Raw genomic sequence first — 12,255 nt, forward strand, 5'->3', positions numbered from 1 at the left:
GTATAGTGGCTGTCAGCGGTGCGGCGACGACAGTCGCTGCGTCAGGTTTGGTTACTATTAAGGAGTCATCGATGAAACATGAGCATTTCGTTGTCCAAAGCCCGGCGACCCCGGCGGCGCAGCTGATCTTGCTGTTTCACGGTGTCGGCGACAACCCGGTGGCGATGGGGGAGATCGGCAGTTACTTCGCCAAAGAGTTTCCCCAGGCGCAGGTGGTAAGCATCGGTGGCCCCGCAGCGTTTGGCAACGGCGCCGGCCGCCAGTGGTTTTCGGTGCAGGACGTGACCGAAGAGAACCGCGTGGCCCGCATCGCAGACGTAATGCCGCAGTTTGTGGCCGTGGTGCGCCATTGGCAGCAGCTGAGCGGCGTTGGCTATGCCGGCACTGCCCTGGTGGGGTTCTCGCAGGGAGCGATCATGGCGCTGGAGGCGTTGAAGGCGGAAACCCGCCTCGCCGGGCGAGTGGTCGCGTTCAGCGGGCGTTTCGCCCAGTTGCCTGAGCAGGCGTTCGGCGACAGCGTGGTACATTTGATCCACGGCGAAGAGGACGCGGTGATCGCGGTGCAGCACGCTCACGCGGCGGCGGAGGCGTTGCGGACCAACGGCGCCGATTTCACGCTGGACGTGGAACAGGACGTTGGGCATGCGATCAACCAGGGCATGATGAACGCCGCGCTGGAAAGGTTGCATTACTATGTGCCGCAGCGCTACTGGGACGAAGCCTTGTCCGGCAAGCGCGGCGAGCTGATCGCCTTCCGCTAAAAATTCAGGGCGCCGATGAGCGCCCTGATATCACTTCTTCTTCGGCCAGTCGTCTTCGTCATCCCACTGGGCGTTGTTGTCGTGGTGCGGCGGTATCTCCGGCTTGTTGGCCAGATAGCTTTTGACGTCAACGCGGCGCAGTTCCTTGATGCCGCTGACGACCATCCCCACCAGAACCAGCAGGATAATCCACCAGTAATCAGCTAACCATTGCATAGCTACTCCTTTCCTTTACTGCGTATAAAACGCGAAAAAATCGATGGCAGATGGCGTTCGAGCCATTCGGCACCGGCGACCTCCTTGTCTTGCCAGGCCGCCAGCAACAGCGCCGGCGTCAGCAAGTGTTCGGCCTCTTGCGCCAGCGGCCGGTAGCTCAGATGCCACGGCTCCACCGCCACGCCGCCGCAGTCTTCGGTGAAGGGGCGGTAGAAACCGAATTCGGCCATATGCGCCGTCAGCCACTGGTTAAGGGGAGCAAAGTAGCCGCCTTCCTCATATTCCCACGGTTCCAGCTGCAGCTTTTGCCCTTCCGGCAACAGCGACGGATCGTACACGTCCAGATCGCTGCCCCAGTGGTGGCGGCTGGCGCCCGGCAGAGCCGACCAGCGCAGGATCGCCTCACAGCGCTCGGCGGCGGACAGCGGCGCGACGTCGATCGGTTGACTGTCCTTATCTAATACTGGCCGCTGGCCGCAGAATTTGCCATTCCAGATGGCCAACTGCCGGTCAAAATCGCGGAAGGTGCTGGCGGGCTGGAGATCGAATCCTGCCGCACGCGCCGCCTGCTGCATCGCCAGAAACGCGTTGACGGCTTCCGGCTGCAGCCGATGGTTGCCGCTCAGCGGCGCCAGGTGCTCGGTCGAGCGGCCGGTGAGCATTTCTGCGTTGATCATGCGATCAATTGCTCCATGATGCGTTGATACATGCGGCTCAGCAGCTGCAGATCCGCGGCGTTGACGCATTCGTTGACCTTGTGGATGGTGGCGTTGACCGGCCCCAGCTCCACCACCTGTGCACCCATCTGCGCGATGAAGCGGCCGTCGGAGGTGCCGCCGGTGGTCAACAGCTGCGGCGTCAATTCAGAATAGTGCTCGACGGCGTTGACCACCGCATCCACCAGCGCGCCACGCGAGGTGAGGAACGGCTGGCCGGACAGACGCCACTCGATGCTGTAATTCAGATGATGGCGTTCCAGCAGCTCTTCCACGCGCTGCTTGATCATCGCGTCGGTCAGTTCGGTGCTGAAACGGAAGTTGAACTGCACGTAGAAATCGCCTGGGATCACGTTGTTGCTGCCGGTGCCGGCCTGCACGTTGGCGATCTGCATGCTGGTCGGCGGGAAGAACTCGTTGCCGCGATCCCATTCGATCGCCACCAGTTCATTCAGCGCCGGCATGGCGCGGTGCACCGGGTTGTCCGCCAAATGCGGATAGGCGACGTGCCCCTGTACGCCGTGGATATGCAGGTTGGCGGTGATGGAGCCGCGACGGCCGTTTTTCACCACGTCGCCGACGCGCTCGGTGCTGGACGGCTCGCCGACCAGGCAGTAATCCAGCCGCTCGTTGCGCGCCATCAGCGCTTCGACCACTTTAACCGTGCCGTGAGTGGCGCTGGCTTCTTCATCCGAAGTGATCAGAAAAGCAAGGCGGCCCCGGTGATTCGGGTTGGCGGCGACAAAGCGTTCCGCGGCCACCACCATCGCGGCCAATGACCCTTTCATATCCGCCGCGCCGCGGCCGTACAGCATGCCGTCGCGGATCGCCGGTTCAAACGGCGGGTTGTCCCAGCGCTTTTCATCGCCGGTCGGCACTACGTCGGTGTGCCCGGCAAACGCCAGGGTTTGCCCTTCGCCGCGCCAGGCCCAGAAGTTTTGGGTATCTTCGAAGTCCATTGCTTCGACGGTGAAACCGATCGCCTGCAGGCGATCGATCATCAGCTGCTGGCAGCCTTCATCATTTGGGCTGAGGGAAGGGCGTTTGATCAGTTGCTGAGCCAGTTCGATAACCGGGCAAGTCATACGGCGACCTCGGCGATAAATTGCTGGTAAGCGTCGGCGTTGAAACCGAGCAGGGTGCGCCCGTTGCCGGCGTCCAGCAACGGGCGTTTGATGATCGCCGGCTGCGCCAGCATCAGCGCGATGGCGGCGTCGGCGTTATCGCAGGCGTTGCGCTGCGCTTCATCCAGCTTGCGCCAGGTGGTGCCGCGGGTATTGAGCAGCGGCTCCCACCCCAGTTGCGCGAGGAAACCGCGCAGCCGTTGTTCGTCCAGGCCGTCGGCGCGATAGTCGTGAAAATGATAGGCCACGCCCTGATCTTCCAGCCAGCGGCGGGCTTTTTTGATGGTGTCGCAGTTTTTGATGCCGTACATCGTCAGCGTTGTCTGTTGCGGTTTGTTTGCCATGGCGTAAAGCTACCTGTCTCGTCGAGTCGATACTGAGCGGCGTGGGCGATCTTTGGCCCGCTAGCCGCCCGGCGATAGCAGAGATAATGCCAGTAAAGCGGCGGCGAGATCCAGACAACGATGCGTGCGAGGTGCGATTGCGCGCCAGGGATAAGAGGTCGGCAACGTGGTTGAACGGCTGCCTTCGCCGACCGTGTTGGTGAAAAGGCGCCGGCGAACGCGTTCTGCCGCCAATGCAGAGCTGGCGGAGAGAGAGCTACTCTTTATTGATCCTTATGTTTAAACGATCGGTCAAACACCGTACGCGGGTAATATGCAAGAGCGGTTTTATCCGGCTGGCGCCGAGTTTTTTCATTATTCGCGACTTGTAATGATTGGCGGTTTTATTTCTGATATTCATGGCATTGCTGATGTCGGCCAGCGATTTTCCCGTCGACCATTCCGAGAGAAAATGCGATTCGCGCTGAGAGAGTTGCGGCGGCTCGGTATAGTGGCTGTAGCGCTTATATAAGTCGCCGATCAGGTGGCTGAAGCGGCTCAATGATATAAGGTTTGATAATATAATGGTCTTGCTGTCGACAATCACCATGTCATGCAGGCAGTCGGTGATAATGACTATTTTGTAGGTATTGGGGTTGGCATATTCATCGCGGTAGCGCGCTTCAAAATTGGCGATGGTGACATCGATAAAGCAGACTCTTTTGCGGCTAAAACCGGCCGGCGCGCGTTTCTCCGCCCAGGTTTGATTGATGAGCTGCCGGATGCCGATAGCGGTATAGGCACACTCGCTGAAAATATCAATTTTCATTTTATTATAATCCCTTAATTTCTATTTCCCGGTGAGGATTGATATCTTAAAACATAAAAAAAGAAACAATCTAAATAATTTCACATTGAACTTATTGGGCGCCTCAGGGAAAGAACGCTATCCTGCGGTGGACAATCAGGAAAGCCCCATATACTAGCATGATTTATAAAGAGTAAATTTGGTTTTTAATCGAGCTGCCCAGTGAAGAAAGAGGAATAGAATAGAAATCCTCTATTAATACTCCGGTTATTAAAAGGAATTAACATAGAAAATGGCTATCAAAATAAAATATTCGATCGTTAATATCGATCGTTTTTGTGAGGGAGGGAATGTTAATGAATTAATAATTAAGATATTTCTTGCTTTTTAGCGAGGGGTGTTGCTTATTTTTAGCGCAGTTCAAAGAGTGTGCTGGGACAATCTCATGGCGCGCGCCAAATTAATGGCAAAGATAAATCTTAATCAAAAAAATGCGATGTTTTAAGCTGCGTGCGTTGTGCAAGTGGGGAGGATTTATACGGGGGAACGGCATGAAAGAATGCCGGATCGAAATTTCCGATAAGATCACGTCGGAAATAGCGTCTTGTCTTGTGGACGGATTGGATCGCGTTAACGATGAATATATCGGCTACGACAATCGTCGGCCGTGGTGAAAGATCCTGATAGCGGCAGCAATTCTGCGGGGCATCTGCCGCCCTATTTTTATCAGCCGAACGTTGTAATGCGCGATTAACGCACGTAGCCCCCCAGTTGCAAACGCCGCAGAGCATCCCCCTCTGCGAACACCATGCCGGTGGTCAAATCGTGAAAACCGTACTTTTCATAGAAAGCCAGTTTTTCCGGCACCGAATAGATGAAAACCTTGCCGAGCGGCGCCAGATCTTGCATTACCCGGTCCATCAACCGGCGCCCCAATCCCTGCCCCTGAAAGCGCGGATCGATCGCCACGTCGGCCAGGTAAGCGACCGAAGTCAAATCGCTGATGGCATGCGCGGTGGCGATCAGCTCATCGCCGATAAACCCCCAATAGCAAAACTGGCTGTGTTGATAAACGCGTTGCAGCGTATGCGGATCGCGTTCGCCCAGCCCGGCGGCCTGCAGCAATTCACACAGCCGCCGCCAGTCGATGGCGCGGCGGTTCATATCGGTGATGATTTCCATCGTTTTCCTCTAATCAATATGATTGAGATCGGCGGCATAGTGCCGAATGGCGCGCTGATAGCCGCGGATGTCGGGGTCTGACGAGGTTTCCGCCAGCAACAACAACAGATCGGCCACGGCCCGTTTACCTTCACCCAGGTTGTACAGCGTCATGGCGCGAAACAGCATCAGCTCGTTGGCCTGCGGGAACTCAGCCAGGCCATCGTCGAAAGCGCGCAGCGAAGCCGGGTATTTCCCGAGGGCGCGGTAAGTGCTGCCGAGGCCCAGCCAGGCTTCACGGCGCTGGGCGGGCGGCAAATCGCGATCCAACGCCGCGAGGTAGCAGGGAATCGCCTGTCGCTCCAAACCCTGAACGTCGTACAGGCAGGCCAGCTGAAAATGCAGCATCGCCGCTTCCGGCTCTGCCGCCAGTTGCCGCAACGCCAGCGCAGTGGCTTCCTGATAATGACCTTGCGCTTTCAACTGTGAGACAGACAAAGAGGTGGACATGATCGGCGCTCCATTGGCGTATTGTTATACCTTTTACACGCTATCGTGGAGAAATTGATATCACAAGGGAATAGCCGCACTGAACATTGATCAGATAAATACGAAAATGTGCGCTAACCCCGGTTTCCGGGCCCGGCATCGTTCCCGTTTCCCTTCACATGGTCAAAAAACAGGCGTAGAATCCGCTTCGTCAAATAATTGAGGTTGTAAAGTATTATGGTTGATCGTGAATTAGGAAACTGGAAAGACTTCATTGATGAGATGTTGGGCAACTGACACAGCGATGAAGCCGATGGCAAGGTTGAGTCATTGGAAAATTACTGAAACACCGTGGGAACGAAATATTCGTTCGAAAAAGCAGCATCGGTCATCCGACGCTGCTTTTTTTATGCGTCGCCGATCACTCTTCGGCGGGCGGTGTGGCGGCAGGATGCGCTTTACCGGGGAAGCGGCGGCGAACCAGCACGAAGAACAGCGGCACGAAGAAGATCGCCAGCAGGGTGGCGGAGATCATGCCGCCCATCACCCCGGTGCCAACCGCATGCTGGCTGCCGGAACCGGCGCCGCTGCTGGTGGCCATCGGCAGTACGCCGAAGATGAACGCCAGCGAGGTCATCAGGATCGGCCGCAGGCGCATGCGCGACGCGTCGAGCGTCGCCGACATCAGATCCTGCCCCTTCTGGTTCAGCTCATTGGCGAACTCGACGATCAGAATGGCGTTTTTCGCCGACAGCCCAATGATGGTCAGCAGGCCGACCTGGAAATAAACGTCGTTCTCCAGGCCGCGCAGCCAGGTGGCGGCGACCGCGCCGATCACCCCCAGCGGCACCACCAGCATCACCGAGAACGGAATTGACCAGCTCTCGTACAACGCCGCCAGACACAGGAACACCACCAGCAGCGAGATGGCGTACAGCGCTGGCGCCTGCGAGCCGGACAGCCGTTCCTGATAGGACATCGCCGTCCATTCCAGACCGAAGCCGGTCGGCAGCTGGCTGACCAGTTTCTCCATTTCCGCCATGGCGGTGCCGGTGCTGACGCCGTTGGCCGCTTCGCCGACGATCTCCAGCGCCGAGCTGCCGTTATAGCGTTCCAGCCGTGGCGAACCATACTCCCAGTGCGAGCTGGCGAAGGCCGAGAACGGCACCATGCCGCCCGTGCTGTTGCGCACATACCATTTGTTGATGTCATCCGGCAGCATGCGGAACGGCGCCGCAGCCTGAACGTAGACTTTTTTCACCCGGCCGCGATCGACGAAGTCATTGACGTAGGTCGAGCCCCAGGCGGTAGAGAGCGTGCTGTTGATGTCGTCGATCGACACGCCCAGCGCCTGAGCCTTGCGTTGATCGATATCGATTTGCAACTGCGGGCTGTCGTCCAGGCCGTTGTGGCGCACGCGCGACAGCAGCGGATTTTGCCCGGCGAGCTGCAGCAATTGATCGCGCGCCGCCATCAGCTTGGCGTGGCCGAGGCCAGCGTGGTCTTCCAACTCCATATCGAAGCCGGAGGAGTTGCCGAGGCCGGTGATCGCCGGCGGACTGCTGGCGATCACCCGGGCTTCGTTAATCTTGCTGAATGCCTGAGTCGCGCGATCGATGATGTCGAATGAGCTGTTGGCGCCCGAGGCGCGCAGGTCCCAGTCTTTCAGCCGGACAAACAGGCGCGCCACGTTTTGGCCGTTGCCCCCCGGCCCGGAGCCGATGATGGCGAACACCGACAACACGTCCTGTTTCTCTTCGGTGAGGAAGTACTGCTCGACCTTCTCCACCACTTTGGACGTTTGCTGCAGGGTCGATCCCGCCGGCAGCTGCACCTGTACGGTGAAGATGCCGCGGTCTTCCTGCGGCAGGAACGAGGTCGGCAGCTTGATGAACAGCAGCGCCATGCCGCCGAGCAGCAGCAGATAAATCACCATATAGCGGCCGCTGGCGTGCAGGATGCGCCCCACGCCGCGCTCATAGCGATCGGCATTGCGGTTGAACATGCGGTTGAACCAGCCGAAGAAGCCGCGCTTGCCGTGATGATGCCCCTTGGCGATCGGTTTAAGCAGCGTCGCGCACAGGGCCGGAGTCAGGATCATCGCCACCAGCACCGACAGCACCATGGCGGAGACGATGGTGATGGAGAACTGGCGATAGATGGCGCCGGTGGTGCCGCCGAAGAACGCCATCGGCACGAACACCGCCGACAGCACAAGAGCGATGCCGACCAGCGCGCTCTGGATCTGCCCCATGGATTTGCGCGTGGCCTCTCGCGGCGGCAAGCCTTCCTCGCTCATCACGCGCTCGACGTTCTCCACTACCACGATAGCGTCGTCCACCAGCAGGCCGATCGCCAGCACCATGGCGAACATGGTGAGGGTGTTGATGCTGAAGCCGCAGGCGGAGAGGATGGCGAAAGTGCCCATCAGCACCACCGGCACGGCGATGGTGGGGATCAGGGTAGCGCGGAAGTTCTGCAGGAACAGGTACATGACCAGGAACACCAGCAGGATGGCCTCCAGCAGCGTTTTCACCACGTCCTTGATCGAGGCTTTGACGAACGGGGTGGTTTCATAGGCCACTTTGGCTTCCAGTCCGTGCGGGAAGTATTGCGACAGCTCGGCGATTTTGTCCTTCACCAACTGGTCGGTCTGCAGTTCGTTGGCGCCGGAAGCCAGCTTGATGTTCATGCCGGCGGCCTGCATGCCGTTGTAGCGGCTGAGGTAGTTGTAGTTCTCGCCGCCCAACTCAACGGTGGCGACGTTGCCCAGCGTCACCAGCGAACCGTCCTGATTGACCCGCAGGGTGATCTGGCGGAACTGCTCCGGCGTCTGGAGCTGCGACTGGGCGTTGATGGTGGCGTTCAGCGCCTGTTTATCGACCGACGGCGTGCCGCCCAACTGGCCGACCGCCACCTGGGCGTTCTGCGACTGAATGGCTTTGACCACGTCCTGGGTCGTGAGCTGATAGCTGTTGAGCTTGTTGGGATCGAGCCAGATGCGCATGGCGTACTGCGAGCCGTAGACGTCCATGCTGCCGACGCCGTTGATGCGGCTGAGCGGATCCTGCAGGTTGGAGACGATGTAATCGGCGATGTCCTGCTTGTCCATGCTGTTGTCGGTGGAGACGAACGCCACCATCATCAGCGTGGTATCGCCGGATTTCGAGACCGTGACCCCCTGATTCTGCACCGCCTGCGGCAGACGTTTGATCGCCGCCTGCAGCTGGTTTTGCACCTGCTGCATCGCTTCGTTGGGGTCGGTGCCGGCTTCGAACGTCAGCGTGACGGTCGCCTGGCCGGTATTGGTGCTCTGCGACGACATATACATCATGTTGTCGAGGCCGGTCATATTCTGTTCAATGATCTGCGTGACGGTGTTTTCCAGCGTTTGCGCCGAAGCGCCTGGATAAGTTGCGCTGATGCGCACGTTCGGCGGCGCCAAATTCGGGTATTGTTCTACCGGTAAAGAAAAAATCGCCAACGCTCCGGTCAGGCAAAGAATTATTGCCAGCACCCAGGCGAAAATCGGGCGATCAATAAAAAAATTGGCCATGCAGCGCGAACCTCGTTATGACTTGTTCTATCTTTAAAACGCATCAGAATTATGCATTTCAGCGGCAGGGAGGGATCCCGGCGCTATTGCACTGTACTCGGGAAAGCCGAGGAAAGCGTGGAGAAAAAAAGGAGATAGTGTAAATAACGGTAGCGTAAAACGGCGTTGGCGCTTGTTTGCCGACAACGAGACGCGATTAAGACATTTTTATGACTGTCGAAGGCCTTGCGTGCCTTTTTCGCGCGCAGGGAACCGGAAATAAACAGGACTCACCTTACAGCAGGAGCTTGGCATGGGAATTAACCCGGTATTTGCCCGTCGGCTTTATTTGTGCTGGCTGATCAGTCACAGTGAGCGGCCCAATGTGCCGCGGTTGATGGCGTTGACCGGTTGGCCGCGCCGCACGTTGCAGGATGTGCTGAAGGCGCTGCCCGGCATGGGCGTCGAGCTGCAGTTCGTGCAGCAGGGCGTGCGCAACAACGACGGTTTCTATCAGCTGGAAAGCTGGGGGCCGTTCAACAAGAGCTGGGTGCACCAGCACCATCAGGCGCTGCTCAGCGCCATCGAGTAAGCTGCCCCGGCGCAGTTGCCGGGGCTGACGTTCATTGGCTTTTATGCTCCAGGTACATCACCGTCGCCGCCACGCGAGAACGCACGTCCAATTTGCGCAGTATGTTGCGGATGTGCACCTTCACGGTTTCTTCAGAGATATGCAGCTGCGCCGCTACCTGTTTGTTGGACAGGCCGCGCGCCACCTCTTGCAAGACATCCAGCTCACGTTCGGTCAAGGCGGCAAAGGGATCGCGCTGCTCACTGCGCGCCAGCAAATAGTCGGCCATGGCGTCGCTGATCACGTTCTGCCCCTCGGCGGCGGCGCCGATGTGCTCCAGCAGCAGTTCCGGCTCGCTGTCTTTCAGCAGGTAGCCGTCGGCGCCGGCGTCGATCAGCGCATACAGATCGCTGCGCGCGTCGGAGACCGTCAGCACGATGATGCGCGCGTCCACGCCTTCGTCGCGCAGGGCCCGCAGCGTGTCCAGCCCGGACATGCCCTTCATGTTCAGATCCAACAAGATCACGTCCGGGGCGTGCTGCAGCGCCAGCGCAACCGCCTCGCTGCCGTTGCCGGCCTCCGCCACCACGCTAAATCGCGCATCCAGTCCCAGCAGTTGTTTGATGCCGCGCCGCATCAACGGATGATCGTCAACGATCATGACTCGGTATTGCTTCATCACCATGAAATATGCTCCCTGTAGCAAGTAAAGCCACTCAAACGCGCCCTGCGGCGTGCTTCACAGTGGGACTGTCTCTTCAAAAATAGCGGCAATCAGCGCCGTAAACCTCCCCGGACGGCCTTCCGCCCGGCGGCAACCGTAACGCAGAATGAACAGCCGCAAGGTCAGGGCGAGAATGTCAGGCAAACCGCCGTGCCGCCGCCGCTTCTGCGCTGAATGTGCAGCGTTCCTCCCAATCGCGCCGCGCGTTCGCTCATGATGGTCAAACCATAATGCCCTTCCGGTTCCTCCAGACTGGCGATGCCGCAACCGTCGTCGGTAATGCTGAAAACGTTGTCGCCTGCGGCGTTGACCTCGCAACACACCGTAATCTCGTTCGCCCCGGCGTGCTTGACGGCATTGAGCACCGCCTCGCGCACGATCTGCAGCGCGTGCACCTGCTGCTGGGCGTTGAGCGCCTGCGAAGACAGCCGACAGTGTAACTGAATCCGCGCGGGGGTTAGCGCTTTTAATGGCTGCAACAGCTGCTCCAGCGCGGCGTTCAGATCCGCCTCCTGAATGTTGAGGCGGAAGGTGGCCAGCAGCTCTCTCAGTTGGCGATAGGCATCGGCCAGCGTGCGATCGAAATCGTCGATAATGGTCTGCGCCGCCGGATCGGCGGCGCTGCGCCGCAGCAGCGTCAGCTGGATGCGCAGGAACGACAGCGTCTGCGCCAGCGAATCGTGCAGCTCGCGGGCGATGGTCGCACGCTCTTCCATCAACAGCAGATATTGGTGCTGCTTTTGTGCCCGGTTGAAGTAAACGCCGCGGCCCAACATATTGGCCAGGCTCTGCATCAGGTGAGGATGCGGCGGGTGTGCCTCGGGCTGCCAGCGCAACTCGCCCAGCGGCTTGTCGCCCTGGGTGATCGGCAGCGCGTTCCAGGCCTGCGTCGGCGCCGCTTCCCCTTCGCTCAGCCGCCACTGGCCCTGGCCGTCCGCTACGTTCAGCTGGATGCAGCGCAGCCGTTCGCTTTGGCGCACGATGCGCAGCACATTTTCGAACGCCTGCTGATCGAGCTGGCGCACGCTCAGCGCCTGCGAGCAGCGATACAGCACCTCAAGCGTTTCATTGGCCTGCTGCAGACGTTGGGTTTTTTCCTGTACCTTCAGCTCCAGCGACTGATAGAGCCGGGCCAGTTCGTCCGACATGGCGCTGAAGGTTTGCGACAGCACGCCGAGCTCGTTCGGCAACGTCACGTCCAACTGTGGGTGGTGAAAATCCCCTTGTTGCACGCGCTGGCTGGCGTCGACCAGATGTTGCAGCGGGGTGACCACCTGGCGGCGCATAAAACGAATGCAAAACAGCACCAGACCGATGATGGCGGCGTAACCCAGCACGCTGACGGCGGCCACCAGGGTCAGTTTCAGTTCGGAATAGCGCTGCAGGGCGGACACGAAATGGTCAACGCGATTGACATGGCCGGCGACCTCCGCCCGATAGGCGATCGCCTGCCCGTTGCGGATCTGCCGCTCCATCGTTTGCCACGCCTGTTGCAGCGCCAGGTAATGGTTGCGCACCTCGGCCGGTACGTAGAAGCGCGCCAGTTTTTGCAGCGCCGGCGCCTGCAATGACTGCCGGTATTGCTGCAGGTGCAGCTCCAGTTCTGGGCTCTGTTGGTCGAGATCGAAGGCCAACCGGTAGCTTTGCATGCGCAGCGAACCGGCGATATTGATCGCTTCGGCATCGCTCTGGCTGCCGGCGACGGTGGTCAACGCCAACCCGGTGGCGAGCACCGACAGTATCACGATGCCGAACAGCGCTTTGGCCAGGCTGCCGGTCACGGAACGTTTAACAAGCAATCAAGGATCCTTCTCTCAGGTAGGGCGC

Annotated in this window: 13 protein-coding genes; 3 read left to right on the forward strand and 10 right to left on the reverse strand. The window is 59.2% G+C overall.

Translation table 11 applies throughout. The annotated features are described in order from the left end of the window. Nucleotides 1-71 precede the first annotated feature (71 nt). Nucleotides 72-761, forward strand: a complete 690-nt coding sequence (gene ypfH, locus J0X03_RS05940; RefSeq protein ID WP_042785172.1) for an esterase — start codon at nt 72-74, stop codon at nt 759-761. A gap of 30 nt (nt 762-791) precedes the next feature. Here the strand turns inward: ypfH and J0X03_RS05945 are convergent, their stop codons facing one another. The 7 genes from J0X03_RS05945 to J0X03_RS05975 form a co-directional block, all read right to left on the reverse strand. Further along, complete coding sequence (locus tag J0X03_RS05945) at nt 792-977, reverse strand: YpfN family protein (RefSeq protein ID WP_101453256.1); 186 nt, start codon at nt 975-977, stop codon at nt 792-794. 2 nt (nt 978-979) lie between these two features. Beyond that, entirely contained in the window at nt 980-1,654 is a 675-nt protein-coding gene (locus J0X03_RS05950; RefSeq protein ID WP_033643999.1) for a M15 family metallopeptidase, read from the reverse strand. Continuing rightward, entirely contained in the window at nt 1,651-2,778 is a 1,128-nt protein-coding gene (gene dapE / locus J0X03_RS05955) for a succinyl-diaminopimelate desuccinylase (RefSeq protein WP_033643998.1), read from the reverse strand. The genes J0X03_RS05950 and dapE overlap by 4 nt, the downstream gene beginning before the upstream one ends. Next, nucleotides 2,775-3,161, reverse strand: coding sequence for an ArsC family reductase (locus tag J0X03_RS05960; RefSeq protein ID WP_160204479.1), 387 nt, complete (start codon nt 3,159-3,161; stop codon nt 2,775-2,777). Before J0X03_RS05960 ends, dapE begins: the two co-directional genes overlap by 4 nt. 256 nt (nt 3,162-3,417) lie before the next feature. Further along, the gene (locus J0X03_RS05965) at nt 3,418-3,969 is read right to left on the reverse strand and encodes a LuxR C-terminal-related transcriptional regulator (RefSeq protein WP_033643996.1); all 552 of its coding nucleotides are present in this window, start codon (nt 3,967-3,969) and stop codon (nt 3,418-3,420) included. A 729-nt stretch (nt 3,970-4,698) separates the two neighbouring features. After that, entirely contained in the window at nt 4,699-5,130 is a 432-nt protein-coding gene (locus J0X03_RS05970) for a GNAT family N-acetyltransferase (RefSeq protein WP_042785169.1), read from the reverse strand. Nucleotides 5,131-5,139: 9 nt separating this feature from the next. Next, complete coding sequence (locus J0X03_RS05975; protein WP_033643994.1) at nt 5,140-5,619, reverse strand: tetratricopeptide repeat protein; 480 nt, start codon at nt 5,617-5,619, stop codon at nt 5,140-5,142. Nucleotides 5,620-5,835: 216 nt separating this feature from the next. Here J0X03_RS05975 and ypfM point away from each other — a divergent pair, with 216 nt between their 5' ends. Then, the gene (gene ypfM, locus J0X03_RS05980) at nt 5,836-5,895 is read left to right on the forward strand and encodes a protein YpfM (protein WP_100396732.1); all 60 of its coding nucleotides are present in this window, start codon (nt 5,836-5,838) and stop codon (nt 5,893-5,895) included. Between the two features lie 124 nt (nt 5,896-6,019). On the opposite strand, the gene acrD is transcribed toward ypfM, so the two are convergent. Continuing rightward, nucleotides 6,020-9,154 (reverse strand): multidrug efflux RND transporter permease AcrD, encoded by a 3,135-nt coding sequence (acrD, locus tag J0X03_RS05985; protein WP_033643993.1) that lies wholly within the window; start codon nt 9,152-9,154, stop codon nt 6,020-6,022. 292 nt (nt 9,155-9,446) lie between these two features. Between acrD and J0X03_RS05990 the strand changes: the two genes are divergently transcribed. Next, nucleotides 9,447-9,725 carry a winged helix-turn-helix domain-containing protein gene (locus J0X03_RS05990; protein WP_004941750.1) on the forward strand — a complete coding sequence of 93 codons (279 nt, stop codon included), beginning with the start codon at nt 9,447-9,449 and terminating at the stop codon, nt 9,723-9,725. Between the two features lie 31 nt (nt 9,726-9,756). Here the strand turns inward: J0X03_RS05990 and J0X03_RS05995 are convergent, their stop codons facing one another. Continuing rightward, nucleotides 9,757-10,389, reverse strand: coding sequence for a response regulator (locus tag J0X03_RS05995; protein ID WP_033643992.1), 633 nt, complete (start codon nt 10,387-10,389; stop codon nt 9,757-9,759). Between the two features lie 161 nt (nt 10,390-10,550). Next, nucleotides 10,551-12,227, reverse strand: a complete 1,677-nt coding sequence (gene narQ / locus J0X03_RS06000) for a nitrate/nitrite two-component system sensor histidine kinase NarQ (RefSeq protein ID WP_046687603.1) — start codon at nt 12,225-12,227, stop codon at nt 10,551-10,553. Nucleotides 12,228-12,255: the final 28 nt, after the last annotated feature.

Source organism: Serratia ureilytica, assembly GCF_017309605.1.
Taxonomy (GTDB): Bacteria; Pseudomonadota; Gammaproteobacteria; order Enterobacterales; family Enterobacteriaceae; genus Serratia; species Serratia ureilytica.